Source organism: Devosia sp., assembly GCF_028290625.1.
GTDB lineage: Bacteria > Pseudomonadota > Alphaproteobacteria > Rhizobiales > Devosiaceae > Devosia.
In genome coordinates, this window is record NZ_JAQGJM010000001.1 from 308117 (window position 1) to 332359 (window position 24243).

The window sequence follows — 24243 nt, forward strand, 5'->3', positions numbered from 1 at the left end:
CAATCGAAACGGTCAGGTGTTGGCAAGGTCCCAGAGCAGGTCGGCAAGCAGGCGCGTCGCGCCGGCCAGGTGTGCGGGCTCTGCCCATTCCTCGGGTGAATGACTGATCCCGTTGCGGCAGGGCACGAAGATCATGCCGCTCGGGCAGAAATAATGCATCTGCCGCGCGTCGTGGCCAGCAGCGGAATACACATCCATCCCGTCGATGCCGAGTGCCGCAGCATGGCGGCTAATCGACTGGCGAATGGCGAGGGGAAATTCGAGCGAGGCCGCATGAACGATCTGACGCACCACGGCGTCGCACGGCCCCTGTTCAGCCTCGACGATGCGGCGCATCGTCTCGTCGAACCCGTCGACGGCGGCATTGTCGGGGTGGCGGATGTCGATTGAAAACAGGACTTCCTGCGGCACCACCGAGGGCGCGTTGGGCGTGACGTTGAACATGCCGACGGTGAATTTGAAATCGTCGACGCTGTTGGCCGCGATCTCCATGGCGCCGATCATGCGCACCGCAGCGAGCAGCGCATCACGCCGTTCTTCGCGCGTTGCGGTTCCTGCATGGGCCGCCTCGCCGGTAACCGTGACGCGATAGCGCCGCGTGCCCTGGATGCCGGTGACGACGCCGAGCGGCTTGCCGGCGCGCTCCAGCACGCTGGCCTGTTCGATATGGGGCTCGATATAGGCGGAAACCGGCCAGCCAAAGGGCCGCACCGCCACGTTATCGTCGCCGGCGAGAATAGCTGCAATTGCGTCGCCGGCGGTGACGCCTTGGGCGTCCTTAAGGGCCTCGGCATCGGCCAGGGCCATCTGCCCGGTGAAAAGATGCGAGCCGGTCATGCCAGGCGCGAAGCGGCTGCCCTCTTCGTTGGTCCAGGCGACGACTTCGATGGTGCGGTGTGGACGCTGGCCCGAGGCGATAATGGCTTCGAGCGCCTCCAATGCGGCAAGGACGCCGAAGGCGCCGTCGAACTTGCCGCCGGTCGGCTGGGAATCGGTGTGGGAACCGGAAACCACCGGCGGCAAGGATGGGTCGGTGCCTTCAAGGCGCAGAAACAGGTTGGCGGCGGCGTCGGTGAACGGGGTGAGGCCGATGGCGCGGCCCCAGGCTATCACCTGGGCGCGCGCTTCGCCTTCCGCAGCAGAAAGGGCAGGGCGATCGACGCCGCCATCGGCCCGTGCGCCGAAGCGGGCGAGGTCCATGAGGCGCGACCACAGGCGTTCACCGTCAACGTGATCGGAGGGCCGGCTCATTCGGTTTTCATGATCTGGCCGGGATTGGCGCGAGGATCGCGCTTCTCCCATCGGCCGGCCTGCACCTGCGCCAGGAACTCGCCGACGGTACGGTTGAACAGCTCTGGCTCCTCGAGGTTGAGCGTGTGCCCGGACTTGGGGAAGATTGAGAGGCCGCTGCGGCTGATGGTTTTCTTGAGGAAGATGCCGGTCTGCAGGCAATGGTCGTCCTCGTCGCCCACCATGACCAGCACGGGCACGTCGAGCGCCCTGAACTCGGCTTCGAGGTCGTAGAGCGACGGCCGCTGCATCTGGACACCGCGCATGGTGTTGGCCGCGCCCGCCGAGGAATGCTTGCCCAGCCGGTCGGCGAAAAGCTTCCAGCCCTGTGGGTCCTTGTTCTGGAACTGCACCCGCGACGGCCCGGAGCCGTAGATCGGCGCGAAGGTGGCTGCCCCCAATTGCTCAAACTTTTGCGCCACGCCTTCGGAGACGCCGCGGAAATAGTCTTCCCACTGCTTCTCGGCGCCATAACCGGTGCCGGCGGCGACCGCCGACAGTACGCGTTCGGGGCGGCGTAGCGCTGCATGCAGCACCGCGAAGCCGCCCATGGAAAGCCCGACAAGATGGGCTTTCTCGATGCCGGCAGCATCCATCACCGCAAAAATATCGTCGGCGGCGCGGGCCTGCGAATAGGCATCGATCGAAGCGGGAATGTCGGAGGGCGCAAAGCCGCGCGCCGCATAGGTGATGCAGCGGTGGCGACGGGCGAAATAGCCCATCTGCGGCTCCCAGCTCCAGTAATTGCCGCCGAACTCGTGGACGAAGACGATCGCCTCGCCCTGTCCGGCTTCCTCGTAATAGAGCGTGATGCCGTCGTCGGTTTTTGCCCCGGCCATACCCGCCCCCCTAGATGATGGAGCGGCGCGAGGTGATCCCGCCGTCGACGGTGAAGATGGCGCCGGTCGTGTAACCCGAGCGCTCGGAGGCGAGGAAGACGATGAGATCGGTGATTTCGCCCATATGCGCCGGGCGGCCGAGCGGATAGCGCTCCTGCAGCTCCCCGAAGCGGCTCTCGTCGCCGTAAAGGGTCAGGGCGCGTTTTTTCAGCATGTTGTAGATGCGGTCGGTATCGACCGGGCCGGGATTGACGCCGACGACACGGATATTGTCGTCGAGGCTATGGCCGCCCATGGCGCGGGTGAAGGCCATGAGGCTCGCATTGCCGGTGGTGCCGGCGACGTAATGCGGGTCGAACACCTCGCCGCCATTGCCGATATTGTTGATGATGACGCCGCCGCCGCGCTGTTTCATCTGCGCGTAGACGGCGCGGGTCATGTTGATATAGCCGAAGACCTTGAGTTCCCAGCCCTCGCGCCAGCGTGGTTCGGTGACGTCCCACAGTGTTCCACTGGGAATAGCGCCGGCATTGTTGATGAGAATGTCGATATCGCCCGCTGCTGCCACGACGGCATCGACCGCCTCGGCCTCGGTGAGGTCCATGGCCTGCACCGTGACCGTCACGGTATTTTCGGCGAGGATTTCGGCCTTGATGGCTTCCAGCTTGGCACCCGAACGGGCGACGAGGTGCAGGTCGCACCCTTCCTCGGCGAACGAACGCGCCAGCCCTTCGCCGATGCCCTGCGAGGCGCCGGTGATGAGGACTTTTTTTCCTTGAAGATTGAGATCCATGAGGCCTGCTCGAATTTGTTATTGCGGAAAGGGATTGGGGTCAGAACAGCTTGGTGTCGCCGGTGCCGGCGCGCGCCTCGTCCACCATGGCGGGCAGCAGTGCGACGAATTCCTCGACCCATTGCGTCGGCACGCTGACGCTGACCTTGACGAAGCGGTCGCCGAAATTGGGCGTGTGGTAGGAGCCCTGGCGGATCATGATCGAATGCTTCTGGTAGGCGGCGACCAGCGCTTCCGGCTTGATGCCAAGCGCGTCGCATTCGAGAACCAGGAAATTGCCGTTCGAGGGATAAACCGGCACCAGCATGCCCGGAATGGCATCGCACGCCGCCTTGACCATGGCCTGGTTGGCACGTGTCTGCGCCAGCACACCCGGGAACCATTCGTCCTTGATCGCCAATCCCGCCATGGCGGCGCGCTGGGCCAGCAGGCTGGAGCCAAGGTTGTTGGGCGGAGAAGCCGCCAGCTTTTCGATGATATCGGGATGGGCGACGACCGCGCCGACGCGCAGGCCGGCCAGGCCTAGCCATTTCGAGAAGCTGTATATGGTCAGCGTGCGCTCGGGATAAAGCGTCGCCGCCAGCGTGTGGCTATAGGCGAAGTGCCGATAGGTACAGTCGTGGATGAGGTACGCGCCGGCCTTTTCGACGACCTCGACGATAGCGGCAATCTCCTCGGGCGTGCAGGCGGTGCCCAGCGGATTGTTGGGATCGACGAGATAGACCACTTTGGTCTTGGGAGTGATCGCCGCCGCCAGCCGCTCGGCCGAGAGGCGATAGCCGTGCTCGGCGCCATAGATCGGGATCTGCTTGACGATGGCGCCCTTGGAGCGCGCGAAGGCCATCGGCCAGTTCCAGGTCGGGTCCGTGGTGATGAACTGGTCGCCCGGTGAAAGCAGCGTGTGGCAGACGTGATAGAGCGCCGCCACCGCGCCGTCAGTCACCATCGCGGACGCCTCGGGCAGACCGAGATCGTTGAGGATTCCCTGGCGCAGCGCCTCGAACCCGGCCGGAGGCGCGTAGACGTGGAAACCCTCCTCGCGGATGCAGCGCGCCATGGCTTCCAGCACCGCCGGATGAGAGGGGACGTGGTTAGTGTTCTGTCCCATCCAGCGCAGGTCCTCGTTCGCGACCAGGCGATCGAAATGCGCGTTGCGGATATCGAAATTTCTCATGGGAAGGCGCCTCACGCGATCTGTGTCATGGAAGGAGTTCTGCACTTGGGTAGACCAAAGTCAAGTTTGTGTATTCAGAAATGACGTTTGTGAATACACAAACTTAGCGCCATTGCGGTTGGCGCGTCGCGCCAGGATAAGAATCGAAGCGCAAACCCGTACGCTCGCTCGCGAGCCGCAGGATGCGATCCGCTGCGCCATTGGACTTTTCGATGAGATTTGCCGCATCGATATCGATCATCCGTCCACAATGGACGCGTGGCTTGCCATGGACGACGGTCAGCAAGGCGCTGGTATCGGCACCCGACATCAGCAATGCGCCAAGGGGATCGGCCGGCGCGCCGGCGAAGGTGGGGGAGGCAAGGTCGAAGGCCGTGAGGTCGCCGCAGCATCCCACCGACAATTGCCCGATATCGGGACGTCGCAGGATCGCCGCACCCTCCCGGGTTGCCATCAACAGCGTGTCATAGGGCGTGAGCCAGGCTTCGGGCGTCGCCTTGTCCGGCCCGGAGCGGTGCAGCAACTGGGCGAGACGCATGTCGCCCAGCATGGAGCCGGAATCGTTGCTCGCCGCGCCGTCGACGCCAATACCGACCTTGATGCCCGCGCTACGCATGGCCGAAACGCGGGTGATCTCATAACCCAGCCGCACCACGGTGCGCGGCGAGTGCGATACCGAAACGCCCCGCTCGGCGAACCGGGCGATCTCACCATCATCGAGTTCGGTGCAGTGCGCGAACCAGGTCAGCGGCGTCAGCCAACCGCTTTGGTCGAGATAGTCCACCGGCGTGCGCCCGGTCAGTTGCAGCGAAATCTGCCGTTCGATCGGGCGTGGGTGATAGTGCGTATGCAGCCCGCAATCATAGTCCCGTGCGAGCCTTGCATGGGCCGCCATCAGCTCGGGCATGTCATAGGCCAGGCCGCCGGGCCCGACCGACATGTCGAGCATGGTGCCCCAGGCGCGCGACTGGTGGGACTTGAGGGCAGTCTCGATGATCGCCATGAGGTCGTTGCCGCGGCCGAGCAGGTGATCGATCTTGTCACCCATCAGCGGGCGCAGCCGCGCCTCGATGCCGGCCTCCATGCTGGCGAGCGAGCCGCGCACCAGGTGATAGCGCAGGCCCGCATCGCCAACGGCGCGTACCTGTTCGGAGATGGTGTCGAGCCCTGCTGTCAGGTGCAGGTTGGAGTGGTCGGCGCTGGTCGTCGCCCCGCTCAGCAAAAGTTCAGACGCCGCGAGCAGGCTGCTCCAATACATCGCTTCGAGGTCGTATTCAGCCCAGAGCGGATAGAGCGCGAACATCCAGTCGAGCGACAAGGTACGCTGCGCCAACGGCACGGCGCGGGTGATGGACTGGAAGAAGTGGTGATGCACGTTGACAAAGCCCGGCATCACGATGGCGCCGGCCATGTCGAACACATGGTCCGCCTGCTGCCAGGGCGCCGGTCCGCCACCGACGGCGACGACCAGGCCGTCTTCGATGCAGACATGGCCGTCGCGAAAGACCTCGTCATTGTCGTTGCAGGTATAGAGGTATCTGGCGTTGTGGATGAGCGTCCGCATCGTCACGATTTTTCGTAATTGTGGCCGTCGGCAGCCGGGGCGCGGGCGCGGCCGACAAGGCCGGCGACAACGATGATGGTGAGTATGTATGGCGCCATCGCGAGGAATTCGGCCGGCACCGGCGTGCGCAGGATGACGAGCTTCTGCTGCAGCGTATCGGCAAAGCCGAACACCAGCGCCGCCGCCAGCACGCCCAGCGGATGCCAACGGCCGAAGATCATCGCGGCAAGGCCGATGAAACCACGGCCCGCCGTCATGTTCTCGTCGAACTGCCCGACCGAGCCGAGCGTGAACCAGGCGCCACCGAACCCGGCCACCATGCCGCCGAGCATGACGTTGATATAGCGCGTGCGGAATACGTCGATGCCCAGCGTATCGGCGGCGCGCGGATATTCGCCGACGGCGCGGGCGCGCAGGCCCAGCCGCGTGTGGAAGAGATAATAGGTGGCGCTCAGCAGCATGATCAGCGCGGCATAGACGAAGATGTTGTGGGAAAAGAACATCGGCCCCAGGATCGGGACATCGCTGAGATAGGGAATTTCGATGGGGCGGAACACCGGCGCCTGGTTGAGCGCCCGGTTCGACACCAGCACCTGGCTCGTGGCGTACGAGGTTATGCCGAGCACTAGCATGTTGATGACGACGCCGGCGATGATGTGGTCGAGCCGGTAGGTCACTGTCAGCAATGCCAGCAGCAGGCCGATGCCGCCGCCGACGACGGTTGCCGCGACCAGCCCGCCGACGCCGCCGATCAATGAGCCCGCCACCGCGCCGGTGAAGGCGCCGGCCATCATCATGCCTTCGATGCCGATATTGACGACGCCGACGCGCTCGCACAGCACGCCCGCCAGCCCGGCGAAGGCGATCGGAACGGCGCGCACCACCGTGGCCTGCAACAACCCGATGAGGGACAGCGACTTGCCCGCCGTTGCCCAGGTGAGGAAGGCGGTGATGGCCAGCGCCAATGCGATGCCGAGCAGTAGGTTGGCGTAGCGCGAGCCCGATTTCATCAGGAGCCGCACGCCCATGAAGGCGATGATGGCGGCGATGACCAGGACATAGGGCGCGACGGGTACGATCAGGCTCCCGATGGGGATCAGCGCGCGGGGCGGCGTGAGATTGAACGCCGCATTGCCTTCCACCCCGATGCCGAAACCCGAGGCGATGACGGCGGCCAGAACAAGCAGGACAATACCGATGATGCGATTGCGACGCACGAGAGCGGGATCGAGGAACACCGTCTGTGCGCGGCCGGAAAGAGTAGTGGCGGTCATGTCAGCTTTCCCTCGCGGGGCGGAAGAGGAAGGGGTAGATGGTCCGGATCAGCATCGGCGCGGCGATGCACAGCAGCACGATGGCCTGCACGATGGTGATGAGGTCGAGGCTGACGCCCGCCGCCACCTGCATCCGTCGCCCGCCTGCGGTCAGCGCGCCGAAGAGGATGCCGGAAAACACCACACCCACCGGATGGGACCGCGCCAGCAGCGCCACCGCGATCGCCTCGAATCCCAGTCCTGCGGCGAAGTCTGGCGAGGCGCGGCCCAGCACGCCTTGCGTCAGGGTAGCGCCGGCGAGACCGGCAATGCCGCCCGAAAGCATCATGGCGACGATCACAGTGCGCGCGGTGTTCATGCCGGCAAAGCGTCCGGCCTGTTGGTTGGCGCCCATGACGCGGATTTCAAAACCAAGCGTGGTGCGCCACAGCAGCCACGCCACGAACACCGCCACCAGCACCGCGAGCAGGATGCCCAGATTGACCCGCATCGACGGGTCGAACCAGGCGAAAAGCTTGGGCAAGGTGGCAGTATCGGCGACGAAACGCGAAATCGGATCGCTCCGCTCGGGATTCTGCACGGGCGGATTGCGCAGCAGGAAATCGACGAAGCGCAAGGCGATGAAGTTGAGCATGATGGTGGTGATCACCTCATGGGCGCCCGAGGCCACCTTGAGCCAGCCGGCAATGCCCGCCAGCAGTGCCCCGCCGACAAAGGCACAGCCCAGTGCCAGCGGCAGGTGGACGATCATCGGCAGGTCGGGAAAGCTGAAACCGGCGACGAGGCCAAACATGCCCCCGATCAGGATCTGCCCCTCGACGCCGACATTGAACAGACCCGCCTTGGCCCCGATGACAAAGCCCAGGCCGGCAATGATCAGTGGAGTCGCCGCCACCAGCGTCTCCGAAATCGCCTGAGGCGAACCGAAGGAGCCGGTCGCCAGCGAGGTCAGCGCCAGGCCGATCTGCGGCATGGACACACCGGAAAACACCATGATCAATGCGGCAACCACCAGGGCCGTGACCAATGCCGCCAGCACCAGCATCACCGATCCGGCCAGTTCGGAGCGCCAGAAACCAGCGGGGCGGACCGCGATATCGGTGGTCATGGTGCGATCTCCGGCGCGTGAGTTTGGCTTTGCGTGACGACGCCGGCCATGGCCAGGCCGATGAGCGAACGGTCGGCGGTGCGGCTGTCGAATTCGGCCAGGATCCGGCCATCGAACATGACGAGGATCCGGTCCGAGAGCGCCAGCACTTCGTCGAGCTCGGTGGACACCAGCAGCACGCCGACGCCTTCGTCGCGCGCCTCGACGATGCGCTTGTGGATATATTCGATCGAGCCGACATCGACACCACGCGTCGGCTGCGCCGCGATCATCAGCTTGATCGGCCGCGACATTTCCCGCGCGATGACGACCTTCTGCTGGTTGCCGCCCGAAAGCGAGGCGGCACTGGCGTCAACCGATTTGGTGCGCACGTCGAACTGGGAGACCAGTTGCGCCGCCGCCTTGCGGACGCTCGACCAGTCGATCCGACCAAAGCGCGAGAAACGCGGTTCGTAGTAACTGTCGAGCACCATGTTTTCGGCCACGCTCATCGTCACCGCGAGGCCGGCGATCGAACGATCCTCCGGCACGTGGGCGAGCCCGCGCCGATGGCGCTCGCGGGGGGAAATGCCGGCGATATCGCCACCGGCAAAGCAAATGCGGCCATCGACTATGGGGCGCAGGCCCGCGATCACTTCGATCAGCTCGGTCTGGCCGTTGCCATGCACGCCCGCAATGCCGACGATTTCGCCGGCCTTCACCACCAAGTCGATGCCGTCGAGCGCCAGCTTGCTGGTGCCGTCGGTGACATGGACGTTTTCGAGCGCCAGCACGACGTCACCGGCCTTGGCCTCGGTGCGCGACACCAGCATCGATACCGGCCGGCCGACCATCAGATTGGCCAACTCGCCCGACGATGTGGTGGCGGGATCGGCCTCGCCCACCACCTTGCCGTGGCGCAGCACGGTGATCCTGTCGGCGATCTCCATGACTTCGTTGAGCTTGTGGGTGATGAACAGAATCGCCTTGCCCGCGGCTCGCAGGCTCTCGATGATCTTGAAGAATTCGATGACTTCCTGGGGCGTCAACACCGCCGTCGGTTCGTCGAAAATCATGATGTCGGCGGCGCGATAGAGGATCTTGACGATCTCCACGCGCTGCTGGATGCCCACCGGCATTCCCTCGAGCGGCGCATCCGGGTCAATCTCGAGGCCGAACTGCGCACTGATATCGCGCACTCTCTTGCGGGCCGCATCGAGATCCAATCGGTCGCCGAACAGCGTCGGTTCCAGGCCGAGCACGACGTTTTCGGTGACGGAAAAGGCGGGGATCAGCATGAAATGCTGATGCACCATGCCGATGCCGGCGGCGATGGCATCCTTGGGGCTGGCGAACTGCACCGCCTTGCCGTCGATGCTGATTTGCCCGCCATCGGCCTTGGACAGGCCATAGATCACATTCATCAGCGTCGTCTTGCCGGCGCCGTTCTCACCCAGCAGGCAATGGACTTCGCCCGATCGCACGCTGAGCGATATGCTGTCGTTGGCGACGAAACTGCCATAGCGCTTGGTGATGTTGTCGAGCGTGATGATCATGCGGGGGCGGTTCCGATCGCAAAGGGTGGAAGCGCACCGGGATGCGCTTCCACGAGGTCAGGCGGCCTATTTTACCGAGAGCGTGCCGGCGACGATCTGGGCGCGGACATCGGCGAGTTCAGCCTTGAGTTCGGCGGGTACCGCGTCTTCGAAGGCATGCAGCGGAGCGAGGTCGACACCGCCATTGGCGAGATTGCCTTGCAGCACGCCGCCCTTGAAGGTGCCGTCGGCGACGGACTTGACGACGTCGAACACGGTATTGTCCATGCGCTTGACGATCGAGGTCAGATAGACGCCGCCGCGATCGGGATTGGTCTCGAAGAGATCGGCATCGACGCCGATGATCTTGAGCTTGTCGGCGCCTAGTTCGTCGGCAAGCGCCGCGCTGCCCTGGCCGACGGTGCCAGCCACCGGCAGCACGATGTCAGCGCCTTCGTCATAGAGCGACTGGGCGAAGGTGCGGCCATCATCGAGGGAATCGAAGTTGTTGGTGAAGAGGCCTTCCTTCTTGTCCGGGTCCCAGCCCAGCACGTTGATCGAGGCGCTCTTGGCGGTGTTGTAGTATTTCACGCCGCGCACGAAGCCATCCATGAAGATGGTGACGGGCGGGATGTTGAGGCCACCGAAGACGCCGACAGTGCCGGTCTTGGTCATGCCGGCCGACAGATAGCCGGCAAGGAACGCCGCTTCATCGGTGGCATAGGTCTGGCCGACGACGTTGGGCAGCACGGGATCGTAGGAATAGTCGACGATCGAGAATTTCTGGTCGGGATTGGCTTCGGCGAATTTCTGCGTGGTGTCGCCAAGCAGGAAGCCGATGGTGAGGATCACATCGCAATCGCCGCCGAGCAGGGACGTGATATTGGGATCGAAATCCACTTCCGACTGGGATTCGAGCACCTTGACCTTGGCGCCGAGTTCGGTTTCGGCCTTCTGCATGCCGTGCCAGGCGGTTTCGTTGAAGCTGCGGTCATCGACGCCGCCGGTGTCGGTCACCTGGCAGGCCGAAACCGGATCGGCGGCCATTGCCACGCCACCCAGCAGCAGGGTGGCGACGGAAACGGCGCCGGCAAGTTTGATCAGTTTTTGCATTATTGGATTCCCTCCAGAGTTGATATGTCCCGGCGCGGATCGCTCCGCCTGCCGGATGTGCATCGGAAACACCGCTCTCGGCATTGCGCCTCGCACGGGCAGTCGATCAACGACACAGGCACGGGCAGAGCCTGTACGATTGAGGCGGCGCACGGCTGGATTGCCGCCATCCGTACGCCCCGAATGCCGCCTTGCGACCTCGGCAGCATCCAGAAAATATGCGACGCTCGCCAAGACCGAGCTGCGATTGTCCGACAGCTGCCACGCACCCCTCCCGCGGCAGCATCGTGTCCATCCTGCTCTGGCTTGCCGTCGTGGCGCGGGCCTTTGCAAAACGTCCGATATACAAAACCTCACATACTGTATTCTTGATTGCAAGTGGCGCCGAACGCTGGAATTTTAAGCTAGGCCGCTGTGCCGCCCAAAATCCCGGCAAGTTAGAATATTTTGTCTCGTTGCGGCCGAAAACCTGCTGCAAATGACGCCGGCGTTTCACGTCCGAGGGCTTGGCCAGCAAAGATTTTCGCCTCGACCACCTATTAGAAATGCAGACTTCGACTTTCTGCATACAAGGCTGGTGACTTTTTATGCTTCTTGCCTTTCCTTTAGGCCTGATGACGGTATGCTAGCCCACCAAACCAATCAGGGACCGACCCGGAGAACACATGGCTGAACCCAGCGCGCTTACCCTTTCCGAGCAAATCCGGGTAAGTCTTGAAGCCGATATCCTGAGTGGGGCTCTGACGCCCGGCCAGCGTCTCGACGAGCAGGAGATCGCGGTTCGCTTCAATGCCTCGCGTACACCGGTGCGCGAAGCGCTGCGTGGCCTGGAAGCGCGCAGCATGATCATCTGGGAGGCGCGGCGGGGTCCGACCGTGCGCGTATTGTCGCTGGGAGAAGTCATCGACATGTTCCAGGTCATGGCTGAGATGGAGGGCCTGTGCGCCCGTCTCGCCGCCCGTCGGGCAACGGCGGAAGATGTTGCCGAACTGGAGGCGCTGCATGCCGTCTGTGTCGAATGGGCGACCAAAAGCGATTACGATCGGTTCTACGAGGCCAACAAGAACTGGCATGAAAAGATCTATCAGGTCGGCCGCAACCGGTTCCTACAGGTGCAAACCGAAGACCTGCGCATGCGCGTGGCGCCTTACCGGCGTTTCATCACCCAGCAGCCCGGACGCATGTCGGCCTCGATCGGAGAGCACGCCGCCGTGCTCGAAGCCATCCGCGACCGGCGCGACGAGGACGCTCACGTCAAGATGCGCGACCATGTCAGCATCCTGGGCTACGAGGTGACGGACTGGATGCACTGGCTTGGTACCGCCAAGGACGAAACAGACCGCCGTTCTGGCCCCGAAATTGTGAGATCAAAGGGGAGTGACAATCTCGGCCAATGAACCCAACGCGGATCAGCATCAAGAGTTGGGTATGAATTGGCCTCTAGATTGACCGGCCAGGCGACTCCAATATCAACCCGTTAGCGGCCCTACGCGCAGAGACCGTCGTCGGGCGTTGTGCGTTGCGCCAACGTCGCACCACCAGTCGATAACTGCGCGGCGCCTGTCACGACGACGCTTTTTGGCCAGACCCTTCGTTTGGTAGTCTCATTCTTTAGAAAGCGGTAGCCACAAGCCTGACGGCGAGAGGCAGCCTCGCATAGCAGGGCCCCCTCGTTCGGCCCGGCGACGCTTCCGATCCTATCGGCCGTCGCGGAGGTTCTCGATTTTGTCGAACCGCAGTTCAACCTCGGAAAATCTTGCAAGGCATCCATTGCCTGTGGGGGACTGCGAGGACATGCCGATGGTCAACGGCCCCGATCCAAGGGGCAGGGCGAACCAGCGCAGGAAGCGCCAGTACTTGCCGTCGGATGAGAAGTGGAAGGCAAATACGCCATTCTCCGCATAGAGTCGTAGGTAGGCGAACTCCGCGTCAAGACGCGGCCCGTCGGAATCGTCGGACGTAGAGTTGGTTATGACGCTGACAATGGTCGGCAGCTGTTGCGGCGAGTATTCAAAGGCGAGCTTGCCCCATGCCGCTGCCGATGTTTCGACGAACAGCGCGCCCGCATCATATGACGAGGCGAAGATCGGAGCGACTTTCGCCTGCAGCGAGAAAACCGGAGCATCGATCTGTCTGGCGAGCCTGGGGACGTTCTGGCGCCGTGACTTGCCATAGGGCTCGTAGAACCAATCGGTATCGGCATTGGCCGCGATGGTCGCTTCTGCCGCGAGAGCGGTGATGGATCCAAAGGCCAGGCTCTGCTTCTCAAAACCGGTGATGGTCATATGCGAGTTCCAATCGGGTATTGTATCGATCTAATATTGATTTTCGATATACCGCATTTTCATGCCGGGGCAAGCGGCAAAACCGGAGCGACTTCAATATTCGCGACCTCCAGACCATGCCTGTCAGGCACGCGCCAATCTGGCGCAGCGTAGTACGTCAGGTTGCGCCATGCCCGCTGCACGTTGCGAAATAGTCGGCGTCGGCAAAACGGTATCTGCTCCTGTCATGGATCTGACATGGGTGCTGACGGCGCCACGTCATCAATTTGACTGACCGGAGATACCTATGGCCCGTGTGCTCAAAAAAGCGCGACTCAACACAAAGGATGAGTCGGTCGGCGTCGAACTGCGAAGCACCGTCAGCCAGATCCTGCTCGATGTCGAAAAGCGGGGCGACGACGCGGTCCGCGACTGGTCAATTAAGTTCGACCGCTTCGAACGGCAGAGCTATCGTCTCGAGGGCGCCGAAATCCGCCGCTGCATCGAAAGCCTGACGCCGCGAGCGGTAGCCGATATCGAATTCGCCCAGGAGCAGGTCGCCAACTTCGCACGCGCCCAGCGCGCTACCATGTCCGAGCTGCGCGTTGAAACGTTGCCCGGGGTCATTCTGGGTCACAAACACATACCCATCGGCAATGTCGGTTGCTACGTTCCCGGCGGGAAGTACCCGTTGCTGGCGTCGGCGCACATGTCGGTACTGACCGCCAAGGTAGCGGGGTGTGATCGCGTAATCACCTGCGCGCCGCCTTATCTCGGCGAGCCTGCCAGGGCGATTGTCGCGGCGCAAGCCATGGCTGGCGCCGACGAGATCTATGTCATGGGCGGTGTTCAAGGTATTGCCGCTATGGCGATTGGCACCCAGACCATCCAGCCGGTGGATATGCTGGTGGGTCCCGGCAATGCCTATGTGGCCGAGGCCAAGCGGCAATTGTTTGGCAGGGTCGGGATCGACCTGTTCGCCGGTCCGACCGAGACCCTGGTGATTGCCGATGACAGTGTTGACGGTGAGCTCTGTGCCACCGACCTGCTCGGGCAAGCCGAGCACGGCCCCAATTCGCCCGCGGTGCTGCTGACGACGTCGGAAAAGCTGGCGGCGGACACCGCGCGCGAGATTGAACGGTTGCTTGAAATCCTGCCCACCGCTGCAATCGCGCGCCGGGCTTGGGAGGACTACGGCGAGATCATCCTCTGCGCTGACAATGAGGACATGCTTGCCGAAGCGGACCGCATCGCTTCGGAGCACGTGCAGATCATGACGGCCGACAATGATTTCTTCGTCCAGCGCATGCAGAACTACGGTGCCATGTTCATCGGACCACGCACCAATGTGGCCTTCGGCGACAAGGTGATCGGCACCAACCACACGCTGCCCACCAACCGGGCCGCCCGCTACACCGGCGGCCTGTGGGTCGGCAAGTTTCTCAAGACCTGCACCTTCCAGGAAGTCGTCACCGACCAAGCGAGCGCCATGGTCGGGGCCTACGCGTCTCGGCTTTGTCACCTCGAGGGATTCGTCGGTCACGCCGAGCAGGCCAACATCCGCGTGCGGCGCTATGGCCGCAGAAACATCCCATATGGCGGCATCGTCGAGCCCGATCCGGCGTCGGCACCGGCTGAACCTGAATAACATCAAGGGGAACGAAATGAGTAAAAAGGTAAAATTGACCGGCGGCGAGATCGTCAGTCATTCGCTGAAGAACTACGGCGTCGAGTATGTCGCCGGCGTGCCGGGGCACGGCAATTGGGCCCTGATCGATGCCTTTCTGCAGAAGGGTGGCGACATTCCCTTCATCCAGACCATGCACGAGCAGAGCGCCGTGCACATGGCGGATGGCTATTTCCGCGCCAGCGGCAAGCCCATGGCGTGCACCACTTCGGTCGGGCCTGGCGCTACCAACACGATCATCGGCCTCGCGACCGCCTACACGGACTCCACGGCCTTGTTCTACATCAACGGCGCTCCCGCCACGCACATGAAGGGACATGGCGTGATGCAGGAGATCGAGCGCCAGAACGAGAACTCCTTCAGCCGCGTCGTAGAGCCAGTGGTGAAGCGCTCCTACAAGGTGGGCCGGGTCGACGAGGTGCCTTTCATCATGCATCGCGCCTTCAACACCATGCTGTCGGGCCGCCCCGGCCCGGTGCATGTGGAACTGCCGATGGACCTGCAATGCGAAAGCGCCGAGGTCCAGCTGCACGACCTGGCAACGCGTATGCCAGTAGGGGTCACCCATCCGGATCCGCGGGCAATCGAGAAGGCCGTGGAGCTGTTGCTCAAGGCGGAGCGTCCGGTGATCGTCGCCGGCGGCGGGGCCATTACAGCCAATGCGTCTGCGGCCCTGACCGCGGTTGCCGAGCGGCTTGGTGCCGCCGTTTGCTACACTTGGAACGGCAAGGGCGCGATCGATGACACGCACGAGTTGTGCATTGGCGCCGTTGGCCAAACCGGCACGAGCAGCGGCAACACCATTACCGCCTCGGCCGACGTGGTAATGTCGGTGGGGTGCCGCTTCACCGACTGGTCGGCCTCGTCCTATGCCAAAGGCGTGAGCTTCTCGATCCCACCTGGCAAGCTCATCCACATCGATCTCGATCCCCATGAGATCGGCAAGAACTATCCGACAGAAGTCGGTATCGTCGCCGATGCGCGCGTCACGCTGGAGGCGATCCTGGCAAGCGTGTCAGACCTCCAGTCTTCCCGTGTCCGCGCGCGGCGGGAGCCGTTCCTGACCGACGTCAAGGCCGCCAAGGCCAAGTGGGAAGCGGCCCTGTCGCCGCGTCGCGATTCACGCGTTTCGCCTTTCACCTCGCAGCGTCCGCTCGCGGTCCTGCGTGAAGTCCTCGATCGCCGTGGCATCGTTGTGGTCGGCTCTGGCAATGCCCAGGGTGCCGTCAAGCAGGGTTTCCCCGTCTACGAGCCGCGCACCCACATCACGTCCGGCTCATTCTCGCCCATGGGTTGGGCGCTGCCGGCCGCGCTGGGCGTCAAGCTCGCCTGTCCGGACCGGCCGGTGGTCTGTATCCTCGGGGATGGTGACTTCATGATGTGCCTGCCCGAGATCGCCGTCGCGGCGATGCACAACATCCCAGTGGTGTTCTTCGTGCAGAACAATTCCGGCTACATGTCGATCCGCGGCGGCCAGCGCAAGTTCATGGGTCGCCATGTCGGGTCCGAGTTCAACCGCCAGCCGGGCAACAGCGAGCCTTACTCGGCCGATTTCGCCGGTGTCGCCAAGAATTTCGGCATCGAGGCGTGGCGCGTCGACTCCGATGACCTGCTCAAGCCTGCGATCGAGGCGGCACTGCGCTGCGGTGGCCCGGCCTTGGTGGAAGTCATCACCGCGCGCGATGCGGCCGGCCCGTTCACGCCGGGCTGGTGGGATTTCCCGTCGCCCGAATACTACGAGAAGGAACAGGCCGCCTACGCCGAGATGCGCGCCAAAGAACAGCACATGTAGCATGCCGATGCCGCCCGGCTCTGCCGGGCGGTCCACCTATTGGGAATTGATGTGTTGGGACACTTCGAGCGGTATCGAGGGATCGTCGGGCGGGACAATCGAAGCGCGCCGGATCATGTCGCGTGTCGGTTTCACGTTGCCGCGAAAGTCCAACACGGCCTTGGAACAATAGGGTTCGCGTCCCGCATTGGCGGCGATCCCCGATGTCACCCCTACCAGGAACCGCATTGGCTTACGCAGCACGGGCGCGAAAATCGAAAACGTCAGTTCATTGGCCTGCAGGCGCTCGAAATCCATGAGATAGAGGCGGCCCGCTATACCCAGCACGACGCCCGAATACCTGAAGGTGAACTCGATATGCCGCGGATCGGCGCTGCTGGGGAAAGCCTCATAGTTCGAATAGAGGAACATGCCGTCCCGCTCCGTGATGCGAAGCAGCGACCGGACCACGTCGCCCCGGCAGATGGACGAATAGTGGTATTTCTCATAGACGCCGACCAGCGTTCCGAGCCAGCGCGCGTCGCTGGTGGCCAGCAGCGACGCGACCGGTTCGCTCGCCAGCAGCCGGGCGTGACCGCCCAGCGCCGCAATGACATCAAGGGCTGCGGGCCGGAAATTGGGGTCGGCGAGATCCTGCAGCGAAATCCCGAAGAAATCGGTGATCGCCGCGAGGTTGGATCGCGAGGGGAAATGCTGCCCGGCCAGATATTTGTTGAACTGCTGTCGGTTGATCAACAATTGCCGGCAGATTTCCGACACGTTGCCATGCCGCAGCGACAAGACGCGGATATTGCTAAGCACGACGCTGCGGTTGATTTCCATCGATCCAATTCGCTCCTGACGATCCGTTTGGATTACCCCGTTTCATGTGGACGCTTCCCGACCCGCTAATGCTGCTTGTCCAGCGGGTCGACAAACTCGAGCTAAGCGGCTGCAACGTCAACAGAATTTGTGGTCGGCTGGATGTTTGTCATCCGTGTTGGAGTGCGCCGACTGCACTAGTTTGATCAATCTATACGCAAACCGTGCATTTGCCCTTGCAAAGGCAGACAAAGTCTTTTAGATCGATCTAACGAAATCATACGGAAGCTGGGCCATGTTTGCAATCCGCAATCTCTGTCGTTTCCAAGCCTTCGACGCGCTTACCCGCCACCGGCACTTCTCCTCCCGCGGTGGCTTACTGGGCCGGTGTGCGGCAGCTCCGCATGCCGGCCATATTTACTCCCGGCGCGGGGCAGTTTCGACTGCACGCACCGCCGCGCCGATCCCGGCGTGACGTTTCCGGACGCAGGGCCACTCCCGGACGGTCCGGGACACCGCATTGACTGCCTAGGGGGAATACGATGACCGAAAACTTAGTCGATGGAAGGGCGCTGGACAGGCCCGGTGGAGCGGCAAGGCGCACATCGCGCTGGCCCCGCTGGCTTGCCGACGCCGTATCGCCGCTGATGCTCACGCCGACCCTGCTCATCCTCAGCGTCTTCGTCTACGGCTTCGTGCTCTGGTCGATAGTGATCTCGTTCACCTCGTCCAAGCTCATACCCAAATATGACTTTGTCGGCCTCGAGCAGTATATTGCGCTGTGGTCGATGGATCGCTGGTACGTGGCCATCGGAAACCTTGCCATATTCTCCATCCTGTTCATCGGCCTCTCGGTGAGCCTGGGCTTGATCCTCGCCATCTTCCTGGATCAGAAGATCCGCGGCGAGAATGCCATCCGTTCGATCTATCTCTATCCGATGGCGATCTCCTTCATCGTCACCGGCACGGCCTGGAAGTGGATACTCAATCCCGGCCTCGGTATCGAAAAACTGGTGCGCGGATGGGGCTGGACGGATTTCAGCTTTGACTGGCTCGTGAACCCGTCAATGGCCATTTACACGCTGGTCATTGCCGCGGTGTGGCAGAGCTCGGGCTTTGCCATGGCCATCTTCCTTGCAGGTCTGCGCGGCGTCGACGGGGAGGTCGTCAAGGCGGCCAAGATCGACGGCGCCGGAACCTGGCTGACCTATCGGGCGATCGTCATTCCAATGCTCCGGCCGGTGTTCCTGACCGTGTTCGTCGTCCTCACCTACCAGGCAGTGCGTTCGTTCGATCTGGTCATCTCGCTCACTGGCGCCGGCCCCGGCTTCGCGTCCGATCTGCCGGCGACCTTCATGTATCAGATGGCGTTCAGCCGCAATCGCATGAGCCTGTCGGCCGCCAGCGCCGTCATGATCTTCATGACCGTCGCGGCGATCATGGTCCCCTACATCTATTCCGAACTGCGGCGAGAGGTGAAAAATGAGCGCTGATATGGCTTTGAGTCCACGGCGTTCATCAAGCCGGGGCAACATCGGACGGACCTTGGGCCGCATCTTCATCTACGGCATCCTGATCCTCTTCGCCCTCTACTATCTGATGCCGCTCTTCGTGATGATCGTCACTTCGCTCAAGAGCATGGCCGAAATCCGGGGGGGCAACCTGATCGCCCTACCACAGAGCCCCACCTTCGAGCCGTGGCGCGTGGCCTGGATGGAAGCCTGCGTCGGAGTCGAATGTCCCGGCATCAGGGGCTTTTACGCCAACACCTTCTTCATGGTGGTGCCGGCGGTGGCGATCTCGACGATCCTGGGCGCAATCAACGGCTTCGCGCTGACCAAGTTTGCCTTCCGCGGTCACCGGTTGATCTTTGGCCTCATCATGTTCGGGTGCTTTACGCCGTACCAGGCCATTCTCATCCCAATGGCAACCGTGTTGGGAAAGCTTGGGCTTTCCGGGCATCTCTGGGGCCTGGTGCTGATCCACGTGGTCTATGGATTGCCCTTCACCACGCTCTATTTCCGCAACTACTACGTCTCGATCCCGCAGGACCTCGTGAAGGCCGCGCGGGTCGACGGGGCTGGGTTCTTCCGCACCTTCTGGTACATCATGCTGCCGATTTCAGGACCGATCGCCATCGTCTCGGTGATCTGGCAGTTCACCAACATCTGGAACGACTTCCTGTTCGGCGCTTCGTTCACTTATGGCGCCAACGCGCCGATCATGGTGGCCCTCAACAACATCGTGAATACCTCGACCGGCGAGCGTCCCTACAACGTGCAAATGGCCGCGGCCATCCTCGCCGCGCTCCCTACTCTCGTCGTCTACATCCTTGCAGGTCGATACTTCGTACGCGGCCTTGTCGCAGGCTCCGTGAAAGGCTGATCCATGACCTCCCTCACCGTCAGAAACATCTCCAAGTCCTTCGGCAACTACACCGCGCTCGACAATATCAACATCGAGGCAAAGTCGGGCGAGTTCCTGGTTTTGCTCGGCCCGTCCGGATGCGGCAAATCCACCCTGCTCAACATGATCGCCGGCCTTGAAAAGGTGCCCGAGGGGCAGGTGCTGATCGGCGACGAAGTGGTCAACGAGCTCGATCCCAAGGATCGTGACATCGCCATGGTGTTCCAGTCCTACGCGCTCTACCCCAGCATGACCGTGCGCCAGAACATGAGCTTCGGCATGCGGGTGCGGAAGGTGCCGGCGGCCGAACAGAAGGTCGCGATCGACCGGGTCTCGAAAATCCTGCAACTGGATCAAATGCTCGATCGCCGGCCGAGCCAGCTCTCCGGTGGGCAGCGGCAGCGCGTGGCGATGGGCCGGGCCCTCGTGCGGGATCCCAAGATATTCCTCTTCGACGAACCGCTGTCGAATCTGGACGCCAAGTTGCGTGTCGAGATGCGGACCGAGATCAAGAAGCTGCACCGCAAGCTCGGCGTGACCATCGTCTATGTCACGCATGACCAGATCGAGGCCATGACGCTGGCGACCAAGGTTGTGGTCATGCGCCAGGCCCGCATCCAGCAGATCGGAACGCCGCAGGAAATCTACGATCGCCCGGAGAATCTGTACGTGGCCGGGTTCATCGGCTCGCCGCCGATGAATTTGATCCCCGGGATACTATCCGAAACTAACGGAGTGGTGTCGGTCAACCTCGTCAGTGAAGGTGGCACGATTGCGGTCCCGCTGGGCCCGGTCACCGCGGCGCAGCGGCCATTCATCGGCAAGCCGATTATCTTTGGCGCACGTCCGGAGACGATCACCGAGGCCGGGATGCTGCACGAAGGGGCCGTACCGTTCGAATTCGAGGGCAAGATCGAGGTTGTCGAGCCTACAGGTTCGGACAATCTGGTCATCATCCAACTGGGTGGCAGGGAGGCGATCGCTCGCCTGCGGCCAGGCGCGGGTGTCGTCGGCAACAAGATGCTGCTGAGCATCGATACCAAGCGCGCTCTGCTGTTCGACCCCGCCACCGAGCAGCGGATCGGATAATCCATCGTGGCCAGCGACCAGACCTTCGACGTGGTGATCGTTGGCAGTGGCGTGGGGGGCGGGGCCGCGGCGCTCCGCCTGGCGCGCACCGGTCTCTCTGTCGCGGTGCTTGAACGGGGCGAATACCTGCCGCGCGAGGCCGCCAACTGGGACCCGGCCGCAGTGTTCCCCGGCCAGCGCTATGTGGATAAGGGGGAGTCCTGGTCGTTCAACGGAAGCGCCCCTGAGCGTCCCAGCGCTTACTACTATGTCGGCGGCGCAACGAAAATGTTCGGCGGCGTGATGATGCGCTTGCGCGAACGCGATTTCGGCGAGTTGGAATATGCCGACGGTCGTTCGCCGGCGTGGCCAATCCAGTACAAGGACTTGGAGCCGTACTACGGAGAGGCGGAACGGCTCTTCAATGTCCACGGCAAGGCAGAGCTCGATCCTACCGAACCGCCAAGGGTCCACGGCCTGCCGTATCCGCCGGTCGATCACGAACCCGGCATGGAACAGCTCATCTACAAGCTTCGCGACCAGGGCTTGCAACCATTTGCATTGCCGCTCGCCATTCAGCGACATAGCGGCGGCAGCTGTCTCCGTTGCGCTACGTGCGACGGTTTTCCCTGCAAGGTTGATGCCAAATCGGACGCAGAAATCGCTCTGATCCGGCCTGCACTCGCATACCCAAATGTCACCTTGTTCACGCGCACCAAAGTCGACCGTTTCGATCTGGGCAGCGACGGCAAGTCGATTGCCGCTGTCCGTGGCAGCCGGGACGGTGAAGAGCTGACCTTTCGCGCCAAGACCTTCATTCTCGCAGCCGGAGCGATCAACTCCGCCGCGCTGCTGCTGAGATCCGCGCAAGGCAGCTTCGAGCAGGGGTTGGCGAATTCTTCCGGCGTCGTCGGCCGCCATTATATGGCGCACAATTCCTCGGTGATTATGGCGCTCGGTACCAACCGGCCAGGGACCGTTTTCCAAAAGACATTCGGTCTAAACGACTTCTATTTCGGCGATCGCGACTACCCATATCCGATGGGCAATGTGCAGATGATCGGCAAGGTGCATGGACCCATGCTGCAGCATCGCCTTCCGTTCCTCCCGAGTGGCATCCGCCAGGCTATCGCCGAGCACAGCGTCGACTGGTACGCCCAGTCAGAAGACCTGCCTCACCCCGATAGCCGCGTCACGGTGGGGCGCGGCGGGGACATTGCACTGACACGCGTCCCGACAAACCTCGGCGCTCATCGCGAACTCATAAAACGCACCAAGCGGTTCATGCACGCCATGGGCTTTCCGATCGTGCTCGTGGAAGGGCTCGGGATCAAAACCACATCCCACCAATGCGGCACGATCCGGATGGGCAAAAATCCCGGGAGCGCGGCGCTCGATCCGTTCTGCCGATCGTTTGATCATCCGAACCTTTTCGTCACTGACGGGGCGTTCTTCCCGTCATCGGCCGGGGTCAATCCGTCGCTGACCATCGCGGCCCAGGCTATGCGGGCCGCCGACCACATCATCCGCACTGACTTTGGTGTCGCGCGGCCAATTTCCTCAATGGCGGGGGCAGCATGAGACAGATCGCTTTCCAACTTTTCACGGCTCGAGAATTCGGTGCGGTCGCCGCGGATTTTGCCGCTAGTTCACTGAACAACATGCAGAATTCGTAGAGTAACGCCGTTTCGCGTATATCAATTGCATCGATCTAATCAAGATGCTAGCGTCAGTAAATTCCTTGGGAAAGACTTCCCTTCTTGCGGGAGAAGAACATGAAGACCACGCCAGTCACTTTCGCCGACCTTGAGAGCTCCGTCATTGCCGTGCCGCCTATGGCACGCAATGCAGACTTCACGGTCAATCGCGGTGAGACCAGCAAGATCATCGACCACATCGAGGCGGGCGGGATTCGCAGCTTGATGTTCGGCGGCAATGCTAATTTCTACCACCTGCCAAATTCCTGGTACGCCGAAACGATCGACTTTCTCGCCGACGCTGCTGGCGACGACACCTGGGTGCTGCCGGCGATCGGTCCCGATTTCGGCAAGTTGCACGACCATGCGGCCATCCTCAGGGAGCGCCAATTCCCGGCCGCAATGCTGCTTCCCTCGACCGCGATGTTCACGGCGACGGGCGTGGCCACAGCCATTCGTCACTTCGTCGAGCGGTCCGGCATCAAGGCCGTCATCTACCTCAAGTCCGAGGGTTTTCTGACCCCGGATCTGGTCAAGGCGCTGGTGGAAGACGATTTGATCTGTTCGATCAAATATGCGGTCGTCCGGCAGAATCCGTTGCGGGATGATCTGCTGGCCCGGCTCGTTGATCTTATCGATCGACGCTACCTCGTGAGCGGCATTGGCGAGCGGCCCGTGGTTGAACATTTTTCGGGATTTGGCCTCACCAGTTTCACCACGGGTTCCGGCGTTATCGCGCCACGTCTCGCCATGCAACTGCGTGAGACCTTGCTGGCCAAGGACTACGAGCGCGCTGCTGAAATGGTGCGCCTGTTCATCCCGCTTGAGGATGAGCGCGACCGTGTCCACCCCGCCCGGGTGCTTCATGACGCCATCGGAGCCGCCGGAATTGCCGATACTGGCCCGCAGGCGCCGCTTTTCTCCGGTCTAGACGCATCGGAATTGCGCGCCACAACCACCGCCGCGCGACACTTGCTGCTCGAGGAGGAGAAATCGCGAGCTCTGCTGGCTGCGTAGTAAGCGCCTGGTTTGGGGGCGGTGCTCACTGATTTTAGATCGATCTAATCGGTCTTTGGAATGCGGCCCCGGGAGGGGCGGAATGGCTGGGTCCGGGCCATTGGAAGCAAGGATGGGACGAACAAGGGAGACGACAATGACTCTAACGATGCGTACAGGCCGCAACGTCGTTCGCGGGACAATTGCCGCGGGACTGCTGGCGACCTTCTTGACTGGAATGGCCCTTGCCGATGGCAAGGTGGAGGTGATGCACTATTGGACGTCTGGCGGCGAAGCGAACGCCCTCAACGTGCTCAAGGAAGCGCTGCAGAAGGATGGCATCGCCTGGGAAGACTCGGCCGTCGCTGGTGGCTCAGGTACGAACGCTATTCAGGTTCTGCAGGCTCGCGTGGCCTCCGGCAATCCGCCGGCAGCGATGCAGATGCATGGCGAGCAGATCAAGTCTTACGCAGCTGAGGGGCTGCTGGGCGATCTGAGTGAAGTGGCTACTGCCCAGAACTGGGACGCTGTGATAGCGCCAGAACTGCAGGCCTATGCCAAGTCGAACGGCGTCTATGTCGGCGTACCGTTCAACGAACACCGTCACAATTGGATGTGGGTGAGCAAGAAGCTCATGGACCAGTATGGTGGCGTCGTGCCCACCACCTGGGACGAATGGTTCACGCTTGCCGACAAGATGAAGGCCGATGGCATCCAGCCGCTGGCTCATGGCGGTCAGCCCTGGCAGGAATTCATGCTCTGGGAAGATATCCTGGTTGCGACCGGTGGCGTGGAATTCCACAAGGCGGCAATTTCCAACCTCGATGCAGCCGCTCTGTCGAGCGACAACATGATCAAGACCT

General features: G+C 62.4%; 20 protein-coding genes. 9 read left to right on the top strand and 11 right to left on the bottom strand.

What is annotated here, in order from left to right; genetic code table 11:
• Positions 1-12: 12 nt before the first annotated feature.
• From JWR51_RS01195 to JWR51_RS01235, 9 genes are all read right to left on the bottom strand, one after another.
• Positions 13-1251, bottom strand: a complete 1239-nt coding sequence (locus JWR51_RS01195) for a M20 family metallo-hydrolase (RefSeq protein WP_299742498.1) — start codon at positions 1249-1251, stop codon at positions 13-15.
• A complete protein-coding gene (locus JWR51_RS01200) occupies positions 1248-2129 on the bottom strand; it encodes an alpha/beta hydrolase (protein WP_299742501.1) in 882 nt (293 codons plus the stop codon). The genes JWR51_RS01195 and JWR51_RS01200 overlap by 4 nt, the downstream gene beginning before the upstream one ends.
• Before the next feature lie 10 nt (positions 2130-2139).
• On the bottom strand, positions 2140-2922 hold the full coding sequence (locus tag JWR51_RS01205) for an SDR family oxidoreductase (RefSeq protein WP_299742504.1): 783 nt from the start codon (positions 2920-2922) through the stop codon (positions 2140-2142).
• 40 nt (positions 2923-2962) lie between these two features.
• Positions 2963-4141 carry a pyridoxal phosphate-dependent aminotransferase gene (locus tag JWR51_RS01210; protein WP_366525531.1) on the bottom strand — a complete coding sequence of 393 codons (1179 nt, stop codon included), beginning with the start codon at positions 4139-4141 and terminating at the stop codon, positions 2963-2965.
• 58 nt (positions 4142-4199) lie between these two features.
• A complete protein-coding gene (locus tag JWR51_RS01215) occupies positions 4200-5660 on the bottom strand; it encodes an amidohydrolase family protein (protein WP_299742590.1) in 1461 nt (486 codons plus the stop codon).
• Between the two features lie 2 nt (positions 5661-5662).
• On the bottom strand, positions 5663-6934 hold the full coding sequence (locus JWR51_RS01220; RefSeq protein ID WP_299742510.1) for an ABC transporter permease: 1272 nt from the start codon (positions 6932-6934) through the stop codon (positions 5663-5665).
• A gap of 1 nt (position 6935) precedes the next feature.
• On the bottom strand, positions 6936-8042 hold the full coding sequence (locus tag JWR51_RS01225; protein WP_299742513.1) for an ABC transporter permease: 1107 nt from the start codon (positions 8040-8042) through the stop codon (positions 6936-6938).
• A complete protein-coding gene (locus JWR51_RS01230) occupies positions 8039-9577 on the bottom strand; it encodes an ABC transporter ATP-binding protein (RefSeq protein ID WP_299742516.1) in 1539 nt (512 codons plus the stop codon). The genes JWR51_RS01225 and JWR51_RS01230 overlap by 4 nt, the downstream gene beginning before the upstream one ends.
• Before the next feature lie 66 nt (positions 9578-9643).
• The gene (locus JWR51_RS01235) at positions 9644-10669 is read right to left on the bottom strand and encodes a BMP family ABC transporter substrate-binding protein (protein WP_299742518.1); all 1026 of its coding nucleotides are present in this window, start codon (positions 10667-10669) and stop codon (positions 9644-9646) included.
• A gap of 665 nt (positions 10670-11334) precedes the next feature.
• Between JWR51_RS01235 and JWR51_RS01240 the strand changes: the two genes are divergently transcribed.
• Entirely contained in the window at positions 11335-12066 is a 732-nt protein-coding gene (locus JWR51_RS01240) for a GntR family transcriptional regulator (protein WP_299742521.1), read from the top strand.
• Positions 12067-12366: 300 nt separating this feature from the next.
• Here the strand turns inward: JWR51_RS01240 and JWR51_RS01245 are convergent, their stop codons facing one another.
• On the bottom strand, positions 12367-12954 hold the full coding sequence (locus tag JWR51_RS01245; protein ID WP_299742524.1) for a DUF1349 domain-containing protein: 588 nt from the start codon (positions 12952-12954) through the stop codon (positions 12367-12369).
• Positions 12955-13240: 286 nt separating this feature from the next.
• Between JWR51_RS01245 and hisD the strand changes: the two genes are divergently transcribed.
• On the top strand, positions 13241-14581 hold the full coding sequence (gene hisD / locus JWR51_RS01250) for a histidinol dehydrogenase (protein ID WP_299742526.1): 1341 nt from the start codon (positions 13241-13243) through the stop codon (positions 14579-14581).
• A gap of 16 nt (positions 14582-14597) precedes the next feature.
• The gene (locus JWR51_RS01255; RefSeq protein WP_299742529.1) at positions 14598-16412 is read left to right on the top strand and encodes a thiamine pyrophosphate-binding protein; all 1815 of its coding nucleotides are present in this window, start codon (positions 14598-14600) and stop codon (positions 16410-16412) included.
• 36 nt (positions 16413-16448) lie between these two features.
• Here the strand turns inward: JWR51_RS01255 and JWR51_RS01260 are convergent, their stop codons facing one another.
• Positions 16449-17234: a hypothetical protein gene (locus JWR51_RS01260; protein WP_299742532.1), complete on the bottom strand. Its 786-nt coding sequence runs from the start codon at positions 17232-17234 to the stop codon at positions 16449-16451.
• A 521-nt stretch (positions 17235-17755) separates the two neighbouring features.
• On the opposite strand from JWR51_RS01260, the gene JWR51_RS01265 reads away from it, so the two are divergent.
• From JWR51_RS01265 to JWR51_RS01290, 6 genes are all read left to right on the top strand, one after another.
• Positions 17756-18706, top strand: a complete 951-nt coding sequence (locus tag JWR51_RS01265) for a sugar ABC transporter permease (RefSeq protein ID WP_366525532.1) — start codon at positions 17756-17758, stop codon at positions 18704-18706.
• The gene (locus tag JWR51_RS01270) at positions 18696-19598 is read left to right on the top strand and encodes a carbohydrate ABC transporter permease (RefSeq protein WP_299742535.1); all 903 of its coding nucleotides are present in this window, start codon (positions 18696-18698) and stop codon (positions 19596-19598) included. Before JWR51_RS01265 ends, JWR51_RS01270 begins: the two co-directional genes overlap by 11 nt.
• A gap of 3 nt (positions 19599-19601) precedes the next feature.
• Positions 19602-20708: a sn-glycerol-3-phosphate ABC transporter ATP-binding protein UgpC gene (gene ugpC, locus JWR51_RS01275; RefSeq protein ID WP_299742538.1), complete on the top strand. Its 1107-nt coding sequence runs from the start codon at positions 19602-19604 to the stop codon at positions 20706-20708.
• 6 nt (positions 20709-20714) lie between these two features.
• The gene (locus JWR51_RS01280; RefSeq protein ID WP_299742541.1) at positions 20715-22268 is read left to right on the top strand and encodes a GMC family oxidoreductase; all 1554 of its coding nucleotides are present in this window, start codon (positions 20715-20717) and stop codon (positions 22266-22268) included.
• Between the two features lie 194 nt (positions 22269-22462).
• On the top strand, positions 22463-23401 hold the full coding sequence (locus JWR51_RS01285) for a dihydrodipicolinate synthase family protein (protein ID WP_299742544.1): 939 nt from the start codon (positions 22463-22465) through the stop codon (positions 23399-23401).
• A 136-nt stretch (positions 23402-23537) separates the two neighbouring features.
• On the top strand, positions 23538-24243 hold a 706-nt coding region (locus JWR51_RS01290), incomplete at its 3' end, for an ABC transporter substrate-binding protein (protein WP_299742547.1).